This window comes from Novosphingobium sp. FSW06-99 (assembly GCF_001519065.1).
Classification (GTDB): domain Bacteria; phylum Pseudomonadota; class Alphaproteobacteria; order Sphingomonadales; family Sphingomonadaceae; genus Novosphingobium.
Genome location: NZ_KQ954259.1, coordinates 170,769 through 188,859 on the forward strand (window position 1 = coordinate 170,769; position 18,091 = coordinate 188,859).

Genomic DNA, 18,091 nt, shown 5'->3' on the forward strand with positions numbered 1-18,091 from the left:
GGACAAGGGGGTGTCAGGCGGCGTGTGCGGGGGTGGTCAGTTGCGCCCAGGCCCAGTCGAACCAGGGGCCCAGCGCGGCAACATCGGCGGCATCGACAGTGGCACCGCACCATACGCGCAAACCGGCCGGCGCATCGCGGTATCCGGCGATATCGAACGCTGCGCCTTCCTTTTCGAGCAGCCCGGCAAACGCCTTGATGAAATCCGCATCGGCGCCCTTGACGGTCAGGCAGACCGAGGTGCGCGAACGGGTGCCGCTGTCGACCGCCAGATGACCGAGCCAGTCGCGTTCGGCGACGATCTTGTCGAGCGCATGGGCATTGGCGGCACAACGCGCCTTCAGCCCGGCCAGCCCGCCGACCGATTTGGCCCATTCGAGCGCAAAGATGGCGTCTTCGACCGCCAGCATCGACGGGGTGTTGATCGTTTCACCCTTGAACACGCCTTCGGTCAGCTTGCCCTTCGACACCAGCCGGAACACTTTGGGCAACGGCCATGCGGGGGTATGGCTTTCCAGCCGCTCGACCGCGCGGGGGCCCAGGATGATCACCCCGTGGCCACCTTCGCCGCCCAGCACTTTCTGCCAGGAGAACGTGGCGACATCGATCTTGTCCCACGGAATGTCATAGGCGAACACCGCGCTGGTCGCATCGGCAAACGACAGGCCCTGACGATCGTCGGGGATCCATTCGCCATCGGGCACGCGCACCCCCGAGGTGGTGCCGTTCCAGGTGAACAGCACGTCGTTGGTCCAGTCGACTTTGTCGAGATCGGGCAATTGGCCGTAATCGGCACGCATTACTGTGGGTTCGAGGCGCAATTGCTTGACCGCGTCGGTCACCCAGCCTTCGCCAAAGCTTTCCCAGGCCAGCGTCGTCACCGGGCGGGCGCCCAGCATCGTCCACATCGCCATTTCGAACGCGCCGGTGTCAGACCCCGGAACGATGCCGATGCGGTGCGTATCGGGCAGTTCGAGCACTTCGCGCATCAGATCGATCGCCAGCGCCAGACGCTGTTTGCCGATCTTTGCACGATGCGAACGCCCAAGCGATGCCGTGGCCAGTTTGTCGGGGGAATATCCAGGCGGCTTTGCACAAGGCCCGGAAGAAAAGAATGGACGCGCCGGTTTGGCGGCGGGACGCAGATCAGTCATGTAGTCTCTCCTTGCAGAGAGCACGCGCGGCGTTGGGACCGCGTGGCCCGGCGTCGCTCATAGTGGCGTCGCGGGGCCTGTCAACTGCCGAACGCTGGCGCGCCCCTGAACATCTGGCCATCACGGCCGTCCTTTCCAGTGTGCGGGAACCGACCGCCTGCCGACAGTCGGCAGCAATTGAGGGGCTAAGAACATGACTGCTGCTTGCGCATTTCCGGATTGCGATCAGACCGATGGCAACGCGTTTGAACCGACACGGGCCGCGCTTGCGCGGGGGGATTTTCATACCGCCGCAGACCTTGCATTGGCGGCCCTGACGCGCAACGGCGCAGATCCCGAGGGCTGGCGCCTGCTCGGCGATGCGGCACGGCGGATCGATCAGCCCGACTCCGCGCGTGAGGCCTATACGCGGGCGCTGGAACTGCGGCCGCACGATGCCGATTGCTGGTATGTGCTCGGCACGCTGCTGGTCGAACAGCATCAGCTTGACGATGCCATCACCGCCTTTGACGCCGCGCGCAAACGCGATGCCGCGCGCATCGACAGCCATACCAACCTGGCCCTGCTGCATTATGTGCAAGGGGCTTATGACCTGGCGCTGGCGGTGCTGACCGAGGCGCTTTCGCGCGATCCGGACAATCTGCGCGCGTTGCTGCTGGCCGCACGGGTGCAGCATCGGCGCGGCCGTTTGGCCGAGGCAGAGGCACTGTGCCAACTGGTACTGTCGCACGATGCGTCGTGGACGGTCGCCCTGCAAGTGTTGGGCCGGGTGCTGCTCGATGCCGGACACCCGTTTCAGGCCGAAGTCGTGCTGCGCGATCTGCTGCGCGTCGAACCCGGCAATGCCGAAGCGCGTCATGAACTGGGCGTAGTGCTCAAAGTGCTCGGCCGGCTTGAAGAAGCACGGGCGCAGTTCGAGACCGCGCTGCACATCGACCCCCATCAGCACGCGACATATGGCCCGCTCGCCGACTTGGTCGATTTTTCGAGCGATCCCGTCTGGACCGAACGGTTTGTCGTCGAAACGCAGGCGCTGGCTGCCGATCCGCGCCGCCTGCAAGGGCGCAACGACCCGTTGATCGCCATGCACTACGCCACCGCCAAGGCCCTCGATGTCAGCGACGATCCGGCCGCCGCGATCGCGCATTATCGCGCCGGGGCCGGTCTGCAGCGTGCCCAACTGGCCTATGACGAGGCGCAACAGGCCGCGCTCCACGATGCGATCCGGGCCACGTTCACCCCGGCGCTGATGCGCGACCACGGGTTGGTCGGCAATCCCTCGCAGGTGCCGGTGTTCATTGTCGGCATGGCGCGGTCGGGATCGACACTGGTCGAACAGGTGCTGGCCAGCCATCCGGCGGTGTTCGGCGGCGACGAGGCACGCCACCTGCCCCAGGCGATCGATGCCTGTGCAACGGCTTGCCCGCCACTGCCCGCCTATCCGGCGCTGGCCGGCGTGCTGACGCAGGATCAGGCCGATGCGATTGCCACAGGGTGGCTGTCGGCGGCGACCGCCGAGGCCGGCAGCGCCTTGCGCGTGACCGACAAGCTGTTGACCAATTACGCCTATCTTGGCCTGATCGCGATGCTGTTTCCCAACGCAAAGATCATCCACACGTTGCGCGATCCGGTCGACACCTGCCTGTCGGCCTATGGCACACTGTTTGCCGACACGATGGCGCACACCTACGATTTCGGAGAACTGGCGCGCCATTATGATCGCTATCTCGATCTCATGGCGCATTGGCGCGCGGTGCTGCCTGCCGGGATGATGACCACCGTGCGCTATGAAGACATCGTGCACGATCTGGAAGGCGAAGCACGGCGGCTGGTCGATTTCATCGGGCTGGACTGGGATGCGCGGTGCCTGGCCTTTCATGCCTCGCGGCGCGCGGTCAAGACGGCCAGCGTGGTGCAAGTGCGACGCCCCATCCACACCCGGTCGGTGGCGCGCTGGCGCCGCTATGGCCCTGCGCTCGACCCGTTGATCACCGCGCTGGAACCGACGCGCGGCAAACCGGGCGGTCTGGAAATTGTGGCCGAGATGGCCCTGCAGGTCAGGTGATCAGCGGGCCCCGGTTCATCGGATGGCTGCGTTCCAGTTCGATGCGTTTGGCCAGTTGCCGGTTGAGCACGGTCGGCTGTTCGGCAAAGGCGGCCGGGGTCATTCCGGTGAAATGCTTCATTTCGCGGATCAGGTGCGACTGGTCGTAATAGCCTTCGGCCAGGATCGTATCGAGATCGGCGTCCCTGTGAGTCAGCGCAATCGCGGTGCGCAGCGCGCGGAACTTGCGCGCCAGCACTTTGGGAGGCGCCCCGAAATAGCGTTTGCAGCGCCGCTCGACCTGGCTCAGCGAAAGGCCGGTGCGCGCCACCAGGTCGGGCAGATGCGGGGTCACGCTGCCCGCCAGCCAGGCGTTCACTTCGTGCACAAAGGCGTGAAAATCGGCACTGGCCTGGGTCATCAGGCTTTTGATCAGGTCCTCGAAGATCGCCACCCGCGCATCGAAATCGGCAATCGGCAGCAAAGTCGCGCGCGCCTCCAGCACCGCCGGGCCCAGCAGGTCGACCGCATCGAACAACCGGTTGGCCGCCGCCGATGCATCCATCGGCACCAGCCCCGCCCATCCGGCGGGCATCAGGCCCGCACCCAGCACATCGATCGCGCCCGCGCCGCTGACCCGCGTGCTGCCGGTGGTGGGTCCCATGATGCAGCAGTCGGGGATCGCCTGCACCGTGCCGTCGACAAATTCGCATTGCCCGTCGCGGCCTGCGAAGATAAAACGAAATTGTGCAAAATCAGCGCGATCGACCGCGTCAAAGCGGGCATCGTCGTGCCGCACCTGATAGAAGAACGACACGTATTCGGCCAGTTCCGGGCCCGGTTGCCGAAAGTCCACGACAAGATCGGTCATGTCCACCACTCCCCCATCGCCCGCGCAGCACGCTACACCCCGCAGGGATCACCGGGAAAGCCTCTTTATGCGGACTTTGTACAACCCCCGCACCGGCGCACTGGTCCGATCCGCGCGCGGATCCGGCTGCCACCGCGTGCGGTTCCGGCGGGTGTTGAAAGCATTTGTTGACCATACTTGCGCAAAAGATACGCCATGGCCCGCATAGAACCGACTCGTGCCCAGCACATTCTGGCAATCCTGTCGGGTGCGCTGTGGTTGGCGGTGGTGCCGCTGTTGCTGCTGTCGGCCTGCGTCGGCAGCCCGTCACACCGGTCTGCGCCGCAATCGACCACCACCGCCCGGATCGCCCCTGCGCCAAGCGAGCGCCAATGTCTGGCCCAGCTTGGCCAGAGCCAGGCCAATTTCACCCCGCTGCCCGATCAGTATTTCGGCGCGGGGTGTTCGACCATCGGCACCGTGCGGCTGTCATGGCTGCGCAGCGATGATGCCCATCTGCAACTGGCCAATCTGGGCCCGGTGACCTGCTCGCTGGCGACCGCCATGCAAGGCTGGGCCCGGTTCGGCGTCGATCGCGCCGCGCGACAGATGCTGGGCAGTCCGCTTGCACGGATTGATACGTTTGGCAGCTATAATTGCCGCAATGTGGCTGGTACCGACCACCGCAGCGGCCATGCCACGGCCAGTGCGGTCGATGTGGCCGCCTTTGTGCTGGCCGACGGACGCCGCATCAGCGTGAAGGGCGACTGGTCGGAAGGCACCCCGGCAGTCCGCAATTTCCTGCGCGTGATCCGCACCAGCGCCTGTCGGCGGTTTGGCATGGTGCTGACCCCCGATTACAACGCGGCGCACCACGATCATTTTCACCTGGAAGTCGGCGTAGCCCACCCGATCTGCCATTGATCGCAGGTCAGGCAGCGTCGAGCCCGGTCGCCTCGATCCGCAGGCGCACGGCTTCTGCGGCGTGACGCGCGCCCAGCTTGCCCATCATTTTCATGCGGTGAATTTCCACCGTGCGCGGGCTGATTTCCAGATCGCGTGCAATCGCCTTGTTGCTGCACCCTTCGGCCAAGCGGTCGAGCACTTCGCGTTCACGCAGGGACAGCCGCGCAATGCGCTGGCGTGCCTCGGCCGAGCGGGCCCGCTGGGCGCGATAGGTCTCCGCCTCACGCGCGGCGCGGGCGATCGCCTCGTTGAGCGGGGCGATCTGTTGCGGCACACCCAGATAGTCGAGCGCGCCCGCCTTGATCGTGCGCACCACGCAATCGGTTTCGGGATGTTCGGCAATCGCGATCACCGGCAGCCACTGCCCTGCGCGCATCATCGCCGCGATCAACGCAGGCACCGCCTCACCCGGCGGATCGTCATGCGCGAGCACCAGCCCGCCGGATGGGGCATGCGCCAGCAGCTCATCCGTGTTGGCATATATCTCGGCATGATGCCCTGCGGCAAAGGCCAGCCGGGCGAGCTGGGCGCGGCGAGCGGAGTCGCCATCGAGGATGTGGAGGGTGACGCGTTCGATCATGGGAATCATGAACCACAGATTGATGGCATGGCGCCAATGGGGTTAGTTTCATTACGAACCCAACGCACCCGGTTCAGGTCTCCACCAGTCGCACCTTCCTAAGGGAAATTCACCTCCGGAACGGAGATGTCTGTGCAGGCAAAGGTTTTCTGAGGTCGTGTCGTCAAGCCCGACACCATCAATACACCCCAAAAGGTCAGCAGATCGTTTGTCGATACGCTGAATCTGCTAACCATTTTGGCTAAGCAGTGAACCTGAGTATGATTACGTATACCTTTCGCCATCGATCGCAGCCGCCCCGCCGGTGGCAAGATCATAGGCCGGCAGCGACTGGAACGCACGGCGCAAGGCATCGCCCCAACCGTGCGAGATCGAACGAAAATAGGCATCTTCGGCGCCGATCCGGCGCTGGTGCACGGGGGTGAACCGGTCGCGCTCGATCACCATCAGATCGAGCGGCAGACCGACCGACAGATTGGCCGCTAGCGTCGAATCGAACGACACCATCAACAGCTTCACCGCATCTTCGAACCGCATCGTGCGCTCATAGCCGCGCAGCAGGATTGGCCGCCCATATTTGGTCTCGCCAATCTGGAAGAACGGGGTGTCAAAGCTGGCTTCGATGAAGTTGCCCTCGGGATAGATCAGGAACAGGCGCGGCTCCATGCCCTTGATCTGGCCTGCCAGAATGATCGAGGCGGTAAATTTGGCACCTTCGGCCTGCGGCCCTTCGCCGGGTTCGGGAAATTCGCCGGGACCGTCGATCACCGCGCGCAGCCGGCGTCCCACTTCGCCCGCGATCTGGAACATCGTCGGCGCTTCAAGGATCGAGGGGTGGCGATCACCCGGCACTTTGTTGCGTTCTTCCAGCTCGCTGATCACCGCCTGGGTGGTCGCGAGGTTGCCCGCCGTCATCAGCGTGATGATGCGTTCGCCCGGCACGTTCCAACTGAACATCTTGCGAAAGGTCGAAATGTTGTCGACGCCGGAATTGGTGCGGGTGTCGCTCATCAGCACCAGCCCGGCATCCAGCATCATGCCCACGCAATATGTCATCGCACTACAATTCCTGCCCGGCGGGTCGAGGCCGGGTTTTAATGTCTGATTCGAAATTCGCGAGAGAGCGAATTTTAAAGGCCGCACCGGCCCGCTCCCCCACCCGACCACTCACGCAAGTGTATGGTGTTGGGTGGTCGGGTGGGGGAGCGGGCCGGTGCGGCCTTAGGAAATTTCGGCGAAGCCGGAATTTCCAGTCAGAGCCTTAGACCGGTCAACCGATTCGCAAAACCGCCAATAGGCACGGGGGCGGAAATCAGGCGGTCGCAACCGCCTGCACGCTGAGCGCGATGGACAGCGCATCGGATTGCGGCTCGGCCCCTTCGGCGGGCGTCACCGTCGAAGTCAGCCCCTTGACCGGCGCGGCATCGCGATAGTCGCGGCCCGCCGCCACCCGTACATAGCGGTCATCGGGGCAGATCGCATTGGCCACGTCGAACCCGATCCAGCCCAGCCCGTCGACAAACCCTTCGGCCCAGCCGTGCCCCGCCTCCTGTTCTGCGCGGCCGTCGATCAGCAGATAGCCGCTGACATAGCGCGCCGGAATGCCCAGCGCGCGTGCGGCGGCGATGAACACATGCGCCTGATCCTGACACACCCCGCGCCCGGCCAGCAACGCGGCCTCGGCGGTGGTCGCCACATCGGACGCGCCCAGCGTATAGACCACCGCGGCGCGCACCCGTTCGGTCAGCGCGTGCAGCGTGGCCAGTTGATCGCCGGACGCCCCGATATCCAGCCCGGCCACCAGCGCGGCAATGCGTTCGCCGCGCACCGTCAACGGCGTGTCGCGGGTAAAATGCCACAAGGGCAGATACCCGCTGTGACGCCCGACAACCCCGGCCTCGTCGCGCGTTTCGACCAGGCCATGGGCACGGATGGTCACTTCGCGGGTGCCCGGTGTCAGGCTGACCAGCGTGACTCGGTTGGCATATTCGTCGTCATAGCCGCATTCGAACGCCGCCCCGTCGCATTCGATATCCCACGCGATCACGCTTTGCCCACGCGATGCCAGCGGGGTCAGCCGCAGCCGCTGCAGCCCCCGCCGGATCGGCCCGGCAAAATGATAGGTGGTCGCGTGGTCGATCGCCAGGCGCATGACTTCACTCCACGAAGCGGTAGTCGCGCTGGATCTGCTGCGCGAGCCGGTTGTTGCAGGCCAGGAACTCGCCGATGAACTGATGCAGCCCCTGTTCGAAAATCGCCTCGATGGTCAGCGCCGACAGCCGCCCGTACCCCGATTGGTAGATCGCGTGGGCCTCGGTCTCGAACCCGTATTCGTTCGCCAGAAAGCCCATATTGGCCTGCAACTGCGCGTAACAGAATGCCAGGCTGCGCGGAAACCGCTGATCGAGGATCAGGAACGAGGCGATCCCGCGCGGATCCATCTGCCCGGCGTTGAGCCAGCGATAGGCACGCTCGCCGGCCACCGAACGCAGCACGTTTTCCCACTGCACGTTGTCTAGGCTGGACCCCACCGCCGACAGGCTGGGCAGCAACACATAGTATTTCACATCGAGAATGCGCGCGGTGTTGTCGGCGCGTTCGACGAATGTGCCGATCCCGGCAAAATGATAGATGTCATTGCGCAACATCGTGCTTTCGATCGCGCCGCGCACCTGGGTCGCCTGGCGCCGCACGGCGTCGAGCACATCGCGCAGCCGCGTTTCGGTGACCGGGCGCGCGAAAATCTCGCGCAGTTTCATCCAGCTTTCGTTGACCGCTTCCCACACTTCGCGGGTGATGCCGGTGCGCACCATGCGCGCATTGGTGCGCGCGGCCTCGATCATCGCCATCACGCTGGCCGGATTGTCGCGGTCGCGCAGCACAAAGTTGAACACGTGCGCGCCGGTCACATCATCGCCGTGCCGCGCGGCATAGGCGTGTTGCATTCCCAGCGTGATCAGCACGCTGCGCCATTCCTCGCTGGCCGCGCCGCTGTCGCGGGTCAGCGCCATGCGGAACCCCGCCTCGATCAGGCGCACCGTGTTCTCGGCCCGTTCAAGATAGCGGAACAGCCAGAATATGCCGTTTGCCGATCTGCCTAGCATGCGCTCATCCCGGCCCCGTACTCCCGCTCAATCATCCAGCACCCAACTGTCCTTGGTCCCGCCCCCTTGCGACGAATTGACCACCAGCGACCCCTTTTTCAGCGCCACCCGCGTCAGCCCGCCGGGGGTGATGTCGATGCCGTGCGGGCTGACCAGCACGAACGGGCGCAGATCGACGTGGCGCGGGGCCAACCCGGCCTTGGTAAAGATTGGCACCGTCGACAACGACAGCGTCGGCTGGGCGATATAGTTGTCGGGCCGCGCGCGCAGCTTGGCGGCGAACGTGGCGATTTCCTTTTTCGACGACGTCGGCCCGATCAGCATGCCATAGCCGCCCGATCCGTGCACTTCCTTGACCACCAGTTCGGCGAGATTGTCGAGCACATAGGCCAGCGCATCGGGTTCCGAACAACGCCAGGTCGGCACATTGGGCAGGATCGGCTTTTCGCCGGTGTAGAATTCGACGATTTCCGGCATGAAGCTGTAGATCGCCTTGTCATCCGAAATCCCGGTGCCCGGCGCGTTGGCAATGGTGATGCCCCCGGCGCGATAGACATCCATGATCCCCGCCACGCCCAGCACGCTGTCGGGATTGAACGACAGCGGATCGAGGTATTCGTCATCGACCCGGCGATAGATCACATCGACCGGTTGCCACCCGCGCGTGGTGCGCATCGCCACGCGCCCGCCTTCGACTTTCAGATCGCTGCCCTCGACCAGTTCGGCGCCCATCTGGTCGGCCAGAAAGGCATGTTCGAAATAGGCCGAATTGTAGATTCCCGGGGTCAGCACCGCGACCGTCGGCTTGTCCCCGGCAAACGCCGCCGGGGCACAGGCGGCCAGGCTGCGCGCCAGCCGCCGGGGATAGTCCGACACTTCGCGCACCCGCACGCGGGTAAACAGTTCGGGGAACATCGCCATCATCGTCTCGCGGTTCTCCAGCATGTAGGAGACCCCGGACGGGGTGCGGGCGTTGTCTTCCAGCACCATGAAATCGTCTTCGCCGGTGCGCACCAGATCGATCCCGACGATATGGGTATAGACCCCGCCGGGCGGGGTGAACCCGGCCATCTGCGGCAAATAGGCGGCATTGCCCTGCAACAGCCGTTCGGGCAGGCGCCCGGCGCGCACGATTTCCTGACGGTGATAGAGATCGTGCAGAAACGCATTGAGCGCGCGCACCCGCTGATCGATCCCGCGCGACAGCTTGCGCCACTGGCTGGCGGTGATGATGCGCGGCACCGGGTCGAACGGGATCAGTCGTTCTTCGGCATCGGCCGCGCCATAGACGTTGAAGGTGATCCCGGTGCGGCGGAAAAACGCCTCTGCCTCTACCCCCTTGCGTTTCAGCAGGCCCGGCGGCTGGGCCTCAAGCCATTGACGATACCCATCATAGGCAGGTCGAACCGTCCCGTCGGGTTCGCGCATTTCGTCATAGCACGGTGTGGTCATCGGCTCACCTCGTCTGGACCGTATTGCTTGCACAGGTCCCGGTGATCGACAAGCCGGATTGCTGCATTGCCAAGGCTTTCAGAGGATGTCCTTTGCGCGTGATGTGATCACAAGCATCCTTTTCAGCCCGAACCCGCCACGGCAACGCCCTTTTTGCGATGGCGCACGATTGCCGCAACAAACCCCAGCGCCAGCGCCTGCACCAGCACCAGCCCGACAAACCCTGTGTGATACGTGCCGGTCGCATCGCGCGCCACGCCCCACGCGATCGGGCCTACGAAGGCCCCGATCTGGCTCATCGAATTGACCATCGCGGTGGCCACCGCCATGTCGGCGGGTGCCACCAGATCGGTGCACAGCATCCACACCGACAGCGTGACCGACCCCCAGCACGCGACATAGATGGCATAGCCGATCAGCCCGAGCGTGTGCCCGCCGCCCAGCGCAAACAGCGCATAGGCCAGCAGCACCAGCGCCGTGCTGCCGATCATGAACGGCGCGCGCGTGCCGCTGCGATCCGACAACCAGCCGGTGAACAGCATGCCCGCAGCCCCCGCCAGCCCGCCCGCACTGACCAGATATCCCACCGATTGGGTCGACCACCCGGTCGCCAGCGCCAGAATCTGCGGCTCCGACAAAGTGAACGTGTAATAGGCGCAGGTGGTCAGCAACCCGACCATGCCCAGCAGCAACACCGCCGACAGCCGCAGCGCCGCCAGCGGACTGCCATGCCGGACCGGGCTGCCCCCGTCGGCGGCCAGCCGCGTGGCCAGCCAGCGCTTTTCCGCCGCGTTCAGCCAGGGCGCGCGGGCGGGCGTGTCGGGCAACAGCCACAACACCACCAACCCGACCGCCACCGCGGGCAGCCCTTCGGCCAGAAACAGCCATTGCCAGCCTTTCAGCCCGCCCATGCCGTTCAACGCCAGCAGCCAGACCGAAGCCACCCCCATCACCACCCGCGTCAGCGGTCCGGAAATGTAGAATCGGCTGATCGCCCGCCCGCGCGCCGCACGCGGAAACCACAACGACAGATAGAAGATCACGCCGGGAAAAAAGCCCGCCTCGGCCAGCCCGAGCAGGAACCGCAGCGAATAGAACTGCCACGGCGTGCGCACAAACATCATCGCCGCCGCGATCAGCCCCCAACTGATCATGATCCGCGCGATCCAGCGCCGCGCGCCGACGCGTTCGAGCAGGATGTTCGACGGAATCTCGAACAGCGCATAGGACAGGAAGAACACGCCGCCGCCGATGCCGTAGATCGTCGCCGAAAACCCCAGATCCGCGTTCATCGTCCGGGCGGCAAAGCTGATGTTCGACCGGTCCATGAACGCGACCATATAGGCCAGGCCCAGCAGCGGAATGACCCGCCAGCCGATCCGGCGCATCACCGCCCCGCCATCGACTTCACCCGCTTCGTCCATGCCGCTCCCCCTGACCGTTGTGGCGGGGACTATGGCGTCATCGCGGCACAATTGCCAAGCACGTTCAGCGGTTATCCTGATCAAGCGTACCGATCAGCGTGATCAGCGTGCGCGCCACGGCGGGATGCCCGGCAAACCCCAGGTGGGTGCAGCGCAGCGCCAGCGCCCGATCACGCTCGCCGGGCCACCCGCACGAACTGCGCGGAGACACGATCCCGTCGCGCGGGCTCCACAGCGCGATGGTCGGCACCGGCGGCTTGGCGCCGAACGCGCGATCGCCCACCGGGGGCGCATCGACGGTATGGCCGGTGATCAACTGATAGGCGCGCCAGGCGTTGTTGGCGCGACGATCGCCCGAAAACGGCGATCCCATCGTGATCACCATCGCCACCGCATCCGGGTGGCGATGCGCGATTTCGCGCGCGAACAGCCCGCCCAGGCTCCACCCGACCAGCACCAGCGGCTGCCCCTCGCGGCGCGCCATCGTCACCACGCGTTCGCACAGCCGGGCAAACCGGTCGGCACTCGGCCCGAAATTGAAACCCAGCCCCCAGTCGGCCACACGGTGCCCGGCGCCTTCGAGCGCGGTGCGCAACCCCTTCATCCGCGCGGGATGCGTGCCGAACCCGGGCAACAGCATGACCGGGTGCGAAATGTCCTGCGGCGCGCTGATTACCGGATCGCGACGTTCGGCCCGGCCTGCGCTCCACAGCTCATAGGGTGTCTTCAATTCGCTCAACAGGCGGGCCAGCGCCGGGCCGCGCGCCTCGGTCGGGCGCGGCTGAAACGCCAGCGCGCCGCGCCGCGCAATCTCGGCCCGCCAATCGCCCAGCCGCGCGCGTGCAGCGCCGACGCCATGTTCGTCAAACCACGCGACTCGGGGCAAAGAGAGGGAATTTGGCTGAATCATCATCATAAGCTGCCGGTAGTGTGATCAACCCACGATGAACGCCACCCATTTCGATTTGTTTCAAATTGATGTCAAATAACCCCTGCCTGGGCGGAAATTTTACGACATGGCCGCAGGACCGGTGCTGGCTTTTGCCCGTCCGATCCACCAGACTGCCAATCCGCCCCTGTCGGCAGTTGAAGGATACTTTGTCATGTTTTCGCTTCTCGTCCTGCTGGCCGGTGCAACGGCAACCCCTGATGCCGATCTGGCGAGCCATGCCGTGGTGCTGACCGCCCATGCCGAAGGCGCGCAGATCTATCAGTGCAAACCCGGCGAGGATGGCGTGTTGCGGTGGTCATTTCGCGAACCGATCGCCTCGCTGATGGTCGATGGCAAATCGATCGGGCACCATTATGGCGGGCCCCACTGGGCCTTGGCCGATGGCAGCTTTGTGCGCGGCACTGTCGTTACCACCGCGCCCGGCGCAACCGCCGCCGATGTCCCGTTGCTGGAACTGGCGCTGAGCGAAAACTCTGGCCAGGGCGCGCTGGCCACGGCCACGCTGGTCTATCGCCTGCACACGCGCGGCGGCGTGCTGACCGGCGCTTGCCCGACCGCAGGCGCGCTGCAACCCGTCGCCTATTCCGCCGATTACGTGTTTGCCAAATAACCGCCGATTGCGGAACGGGACAGGAACGCCCATATTGGCGCTACGTCCCAACCCACACCCGGAATTCCCGCCACCACCATGACCGAACTCGTCATCCGCAGGGGTCTTGCAGAGCCCGACACGTCTGGCACATTCGTCCCGCACAAGCCGCAGCGGCCTGAAAAGGCCGAAGGCGGCCGGCCGTTCAAAGTGGTGTCGGAATACCAGCCGGCGGGCGATCAGCCGACCGCGATCGCCGATCTGGTGGCCGCCGCGCGCGATGGCGAAAAGACCCAGGTGTTGCTGGGCGTGACCGGTTCGGGCAAGACCTTCACGATGGCCAAAGTGATCGAGGAATTGCAGCGCCCCGCGCTGATCCTGGCGCCCAACAAGATCCTCGCCGCGCAGCTCTATGGCGAATTCAAGAGCTTTTTCCCCGACAACGCGGTCGAATATTTCGTCTCGTACTACGACTATTACCAGCCCGAAGCCTATGTCCCGCGGTCCGACACGTATATCGAGAAGGAAAGCTCGGTGAACGAGGCGATCGACCGCATGCGCCATTCGGCGACGCGGTCGTTGCTCGAACGCGACGATGTGATCATCGTCGCCTCGGTCTCGTGCATCTATGGCATCGGCTCGGTCGAAACCTATTCGGCGATGATCTTCGACCTGAAAAAGGGCGATACGGTCGACAGCCGAGAGATCATCCGCAAACTGGTGGCGCTGCAATACAAGCGCAACGACCATGCCTTTGCGCGCGGCACGTTCCGCGTGCGCGGGGATTCGATCGAGATTTTCCCCTCGCACTATGAAGACACCGCCTGGCGGATCAGCTTCTTCGGCGACGAGGTCGAGGAAATCGCCGAATTCGATCCCCTGACCGGCAAGGCCGGGGTGCGGCTGGAAAAAGTGCGGGTCTATGCCAATTCGCACTATGTCACCCCCGGCCCGACGATGAAGCAGGCCGCCGATGCGATCCGCTTTGAACTGACCGAGCGGCTGAAAGAGCTGGAGGCCGAGGGCAAGCTGCTCGAAGCGCAACGGCTGGAACAGCGCACCAATTTCGATCTGGAAATGATCGCCGCCACCGGTTCGTGCGCGGGCATCGAAAACTACAGCCGGTTCCTGACCGGGCGCATGCCGGGCGAACCGCCGCCGACGCTGTTCGAATACCTGCCCGAAAACGCGCTGCTGTTTCTGGATGAAAGCCACCAGACCGTGCCCCAGGTCGGCGCGATGGCGCGCGGCGACCATCGGCGCAAGCTGACGCTGGCCGAATACGGGTTTCGCCTGCCCAGTTGCATCGACAACCGTCCGCTGCGGTTCAACGAATGGGATGCGATGCGCCCGCAGACCGTTGCCGTTTCGGCCACCCCCGCCAATTGGGAAATGGAACAGGCGGGCGGGGTGTTTGCCGAGCAGGTGATCCGCCCGACCGGGCTGATCGACCCGCCGGTACTGATCCGCCCGGTCGAGGATCAGGTGCAGGATTGCATCAACGAATGCCGCCAGGTTGCCGCCGTCGGCTATCGCACGCTGGTCACCACACTGACCAAGCGGATGGCCGAAGACCTGACCGAATTCATGCACGAGGCGGGCCTGCGCGTGCGGTACATGCATTCCGATGTCGAAACGCTGGAACGCATCGAACTGATCCGCGATCTGCGGCTGGGGGTCTATGACGTGCTGGTGGGCATCAACCTGCTGCGCGAAGGGCTCGACATTCCCGAATGCGGGCTGGTGTGCATCCTCGACGCCGACAAGGAAGGGTTCCTGCGCAGCGAAACCAGCCTGATCCAGACGATCGGCCGCGCCGCGCGCAATATCGACGGGCGGGTCATCCTCTATGCCGATCGCATGACCGGATCGATGGAACGCGCGATTGCCGAAACCGACCGCCGCCGCGCCAAGCAGCAGGCCTATAACGAAGCGCACGGGATCACCCCCGCCTCGATCAAGCGTGGTATTGCCGACATCATCGCCGACACCGCCAGCCGCGACGGGGTGATCGTCGATATCGAGGATGATGGCCGCAACAATCTGGTCGGGCACAATCTGCGCGGTTACATCGAAGACTTGGAAAAGCGCATGCGCGCCGCCGCCGCCGATCTGGAATTTGAAGAAGCAGGCCGCCTGCGCGACGAAATCCGCCGCCTCGAAGCGACCGAACTCGGCCTGCCCGAAGGCGATCGCAAGGCCCCGATCGTGGGCCGCAGCAACGAGGGCAAGCCTGGCACGCGCAAGACCCGCTATGGCAAGTCGCAGAAGAAATGGGGCCAGTGACAGCGACTTGATAGACCCTGGCTTGATAGGCAAGGCGATCCTTGCCTATAGCGTCGGCGTGAAACCCATTCGCCGCGCGGCCCTGACCGCCTTCATCCTGATCGCCGCCTGTTCACGCCCCGCGCCCCAGCCGCAGGGCGACGGTGGCCCGGTCGATGCCCATCGCCTGGCCCTGCCCGAGGCCGATCCGCCACCCGCCAACGCCGATGGCAAGGCGGTGTGGCGCAGCGATGGCGGCGTTGCGCGGTTTGGCGTTGATGGCGCCGATCCGCTGCTGACGCTGGGTTGCCACGACGGGCGACTGGTGATCACCCGGCCGATTGCCGCCGAACTGGGCGCCAGCGCGCTGTTCGCGATCGAGGGCCCGCGCCGCATCGTGCGCGTGCCGGTCGATGCGACCGCACTGCCGGGCCAGCGCGGCTATGTCTGGCAAGGCAGCATGGATGGCCACGATGTCGACACCGACGTGTTCACCGGCCCGTTCACCGGCACCCTACCCGGCGGCGGGCTGATCAAGGTAAGCAGCGGCGACCCCGCGCGCGAGATCGTGCGCCGCTGCCACGCGGGCCAATAACCCGGGGCGCGATCATGTGGCCCTCCCCGTGCGGGGAGGGGTTGGGGAGGGGCGTGCGGTGGTTGAATTGCCGTGCAATTCCTTCAGCTTGGCACACCCCCACCCAACCCTCCCCCTTCAGGGGGAGGGCTTTGCGACGGTGGCGGTCAGAGTTTTCCGAACTTCGCCTCGTAGGCGGCGGCATCGCCGCTGACCAGCAGGCGTGCCTGTTCGACCCAGGCGTCGCGCGTCGGTCGCCCGGCAAAGGCGCCCAGTTTCGTATCGATCGCGGCAATGTCCGCCTCGGTCCATGCGGCAATCTGTTCGAACCGGGTCACGCCCAGCTCTGCCAGCAGGCGGCTGAGTTTTGGACCAAGGCCCTTGATCCGGGTCAGGTCGTCGCCATCGGTAGCCACCGGCGCCGAGTCCACCACCGGCACCGCGATCGCGGCGGCGGGCGGCGCATCGATCAGCGCGGTGTTGCGTTGGGCGGGGCCCGCGCCCTCGGACAGCACGTCGCGATATTCGCGGCGGGGCGCCGGGCGCCTGCGCCGTGCCAGAACCAACCAGACCAGACTCAGCAGCACCAGCGCGGCCCCTGCGGCCAGCACCGTGTTGGCTTCGATCCATGCGATCATCACCAGACCCTCTTCATGCAGAATGTTTACGAAACAGCACGCGATCTTCCGGCCCGAACCCGAACCGCCAGATCATCGTGCAATAGACCCCGATGATCGCGGGGATGCCCAGCACCATCTCGGCCCATTCGGGCAGGCAATGCACCAGTGCCCCGACCAGTGACGCCGGGACCACCGCCCACACCAGTCCCCAGCGCCAGTTGTTGATCGGTTCGCCGACAATGCGCGCCAACAACACCGATTTGAGCAGCGAACTCGTCGCCAGCGACAAGGCCATGGCCAGCGCCGCCAGTGCCGCCTGCCACACCGCCGACAGGCCCGCCGCCTGCCCGGCCAGGATGAACCCCAGCGTCAGCGTGCCCTGCATCACGATCGTGCCCAGGCTGATCCACAAGTTGCGCATCCGCGCGACATAGATCAGCGCCGCCTCGCTCACCACCGCGGTCGCCGCGACCACTTCGGCGATCAGCAGAAACACCAGCGCCGCCGTGCCCTGGACAAACGCCGGACCACCCAGCCCCATCAGCCCGGCGCCGGGAATCGCCAACGCCAGCGCAATGCCGGTCTGTGCCGCGGTAATCCAGAACCCCACCTGGCACACTTGCGCGGCGATCGCGGCCATGTTGCCGGTGCGCACGTTACGCGTGATCACCGGGCCCAGCACCGGTTCGAAACTCGATTTCAGCTTTTGCGGCAGCGAGGCGAACTGCTGGGCGAAGTAATAGATCCCCAGCGCCGCCTCGCCGATGAAAAAGCGCAGGATGAACACATCGATCTTGCGCGTGCCCCATTCCACCGCATCGGCACCGGCCAGCGGCATGTTGCGCAAGGCCAGCCGCATCAGCGCGATCGGCCTTGGCCGCCAGCGTCGGGGCAGGCCATAAGTGCGCACCAGCGCAACCAGCGCGACCAGCGTCGCCGCAGAAACCGAGGCAAGATAGGCCAGCGCCAATCCGCCTTCGGGATAGACGAAATAGGCCAGACCTGCCGTGATCGACAGCGTCCACGGTTCGACCACCGCGCGTGCGCGCACCGTGGTCGCCACGTCGAACCGGAACGCCAGCGCGGCCAGCGCGATATCGCCCACCGCCATCACCCACACCGACAAGACCAGCAGGCGTTCGGCCAGGCTGAAATTGCCACGCGGGTACATCGATTCGGGAAACCACCAGATCAGCAGCGACATCACAACCGCCAGCACCGTGGTCACCAGCAGCGCATCGGCCACCGCATGGGTCGCGGCATCGGGATCTGCCACCTGCCCCGGGCGCTGTCCCGTGTTCGACCAGCCCGATTCATCGAGTTTCTGCGCCAGCCCGCGCTTTTGCCCCAAAGTCGCCAGTTGCCCGGCGAATTCGACCATCACCAGCGCCGAGGCAAACCGCCCCAGCGCGCTTGCCCCATAAAGGCGGCTGGCCAGAAACAGGAACGGGATGCGAGCCACCAGCCGCATCAGGAAACCAAGAATGTTGGTCCGCCCGCCCTGCGCCAGCGCGACGA

General features: G+C 65.2%; 16 protein-coding genes. 5 read left to right on the top strand and 11 right to left on the bottom strand.

The window, feature by feature from the left end:
- Nucleotides 1-13 precede the first annotated feature (13 nt).
- A complete protein-coding gene (locus AQZ49_RS15765; RefSeq protein ID WP_067617610.1) occupies nucleotides 14-1,153 on the bottom strand; it encodes a phosphoserine transaminase in 1,140 nt (379 codons plus the stop codon).
- 193 nt (nucleotides 1,154-1,346) lie between these two features.
- Here AQZ49_RS15765 and AQZ49_RS15770 point away from each other — a divergent pair, with 193 nt between their 5' ends.
- A complete protein-coding gene (locus AQZ49_RS15770) occupies nucleotides 1,347-3,218 on the top strand; it encodes a tetratricopeptide repeat-containing sulfotransferase family protein (protein ID WP_067617613.1) in 1,872 nt (623 codons plus the stop codon).
- Here AQZ49_RS15770 and AQZ49_RS15775 read toward each other — a convergent pair.
- Nucleotides 3,211-4,068, bottom strand: a complete 858-nt coding sequence (locus tag AQZ49_RS15775) for an AraC family transcriptional regulator (protein WP_067617615.1) — start codon at nucleotides 4,066-4,068, stop codon at nucleotides 3,211-3,213. The genes AQZ49_RS15770 and AQZ49_RS15775 overlap by 8 nt on opposite strands.
- 195 nt (nucleotides 4,069-4,263) lie before the next feature.
- On the opposite strand from AQZ49_RS15775, the gene AQZ49_RS15780 reads away from it, so the two are divergent.
- Nucleotides 4,264-4,971: an extensin family protein gene (locus AQZ49_RS15780; RefSeq protein WP_067617617.1), complete on the top strand. Its 708-nt coding sequence runs from the start codon at nucleotides 4,264-4,266 to the stop codon at nucleotides 4,969-4,971.
- 7 nt (nucleotides 4,972-4,978) lie between these two features.
- On the opposite strand, the gene AQZ49_RS15785 is transcribed toward AQZ49_RS15780, so the two are convergent.
- The 7 genes from AQZ49_RS15785 to AQZ49_RS15815 form a co-directional block, all read right to left on the bottom strand.
- Complete coding sequence (locus AQZ49_RS15785; protein ID WP_067617788.1) at nucleotides 4,979-5,593, bottom strand: response regulator transcription factor; 615 nt, start codon at nucleotides 5,591-5,593, stop codon at nucleotides 4,979-4,981.
- 264 nt (nucleotides 5,594-5,857) lie between these two features.
- Nucleotides 5,858-6,649: a proteasome-type protease gene (locus AQZ49_RS15790; protein ID WP_067617619.1), complete on the bottom strand. Its 792-nt coding sequence runs from the start codon at nucleotides 6,647-6,649 to the stop codon at nucleotides 5,858-5,860.
- Between the two features lie 256 nt (nucleotides 6,650-6,905).
- Nucleotides 6,906-7,745: a transglutaminase family protein gene (locus AQZ49_RS15795; RefSeq protein ID WP_067617622.1), complete on the bottom strand. Its 840-nt coding sequence runs from the start codon at nucleotides 7,743-7,745 to the stop codon at nucleotides 6,906-6,908.
- Between the two features lie 4 nt (nucleotides 7,746-7,749).
- On the bottom strand, nucleotides 7,750-8,697 hold the full coding sequence (locus tag AQZ49_RS15800) for an alpha-E domain-containing protein (RefSeq protein WP_067617624.1): 948 nt from the start codon (nucleotides 8,695-8,697) through the stop codon (nucleotides 7,750-7,752).
- A 27-nt stretch (nucleotides 8,698-8,724) separates the two neighbouring features.
- Complete coding sequence (locus tag AQZ49_RS15805) at nucleotides 8,725-10,149, bottom strand: circularly permuted type 2 ATP-grasp protein (protein WP_067617627.1); 1,425 nt, start codon at nucleotides 10,147-10,149, stop codon at nucleotides 8,725-8,727.
- Between the two features lie 122 nt (nucleotides 10,150-10,271).
- Complete coding sequence (locus tag AQZ49_RS15810; RefSeq protein ID WP_067617630.1) at nucleotides 10,272-11,573, bottom strand: MFS transporter; 1,302 nt, start codon at nucleotides 11,571-11,573, stop codon at nucleotides 10,272-10,274.
- A 64-nt stretch (nucleotides 11,574-11,637) separates the two neighbouring features.
- The gene (locus AQZ49_RS15815) at nucleotides 11,638-12,483 is read right to left on the bottom strand and encodes an alpha/beta hydrolase family protein (RefSeq protein ID WP_156428345.1); all 846 of its coding nucleotides are present in this window, start codon (nucleotides 12,481-12,483) and stop codon (nucleotides 11,638-11,640) included.
- A gap of 193 nt (nucleotides 12,484-12,676) precedes the next feature.
- On the opposite strand from AQZ49_RS15815, the gene AQZ49_RS15820 reads away from it, so the two are divergent.
- From AQZ49_RS15820 to AQZ49_RS15830, 3 genes are all read left to right on the top strand, one after another.
- On the top strand, nucleotides 12,677-13,135 hold the full coding sequence (locus AQZ49_RS15820) for a DUF3455 domain-containing protein (protein WP_067617794.1): 459 nt from the start codon (nucleotides 12,677-12,679) through the stop codon (nucleotides 13,133-13,135).
- Nucleotides 13,136-13,213: 78 nt separating this feature from the next.
- The gene (uvrB, locus tag AQZ49_RS15825) at nucleotides 13,214-15,400 is read left to right on the top strand and encodes an excinuclease ABC subunit UvrB (protein ID WP_067617633.1); all 2,187 of its coding nucleotides are present in this window, start codon (nucleotides 13,214-13,216) and stop codon (nucleotides 15,398-15,400) included.
- Between the two features lie 22 nt (nucleotides 15,401-15,422).
- Nucleotides 15,423-15,974: a hypothetical protein gene (locus AQZ49_RS15830; protein ID WP_067617636.1), complete on the top strand. Its 552-nt coding sequence runs from the start codon at nucleotides 15,423-15,425 to the stop codon at nucleotides 15,972-15,974.
- A 146-nt stretch (nucleotides 15,975-16,120) separates the two neighbouring features.
- On the opposite strand, the gene AQZ49_RS15835 is transcribed toward AQZ49_RS15830, so the two are convergent.
- Together AQZ49_RS15835 and AQZ49_RS15840 are read right to left on the bottom strand one after the other, a co-directional pair.
- Nucleotides 16,121-16,591, bottom strand: coding sequence for a hypothetical protein (locus tag AQZ49_RS15835; RefSeq protein WP_067617639.1), 471 nt, complete (start codon nucleotides 16,589-16,591; stop codon nucleotides 16,121-16,123).
- Nucleotides 16,592-16,604: 13 nt separating this feature from the next.
- Nucleotides 16,605-18,044 carry a lipopolysaccharide biosynthesis protein gene (locus AQZ49_RS15840; RefSeq protein WP_231739273.1) on the bottom strand — a complete coding sequence of 480 codons (1,440 nt, stop codon included), beginning with the start codon at nucleotides 18,042-18,044 and terminating at the stop codon, nucleotides 16,605-16,607.
- Nucleotides 18,045-18,091 lie beyond the last annotated feature (47 nt).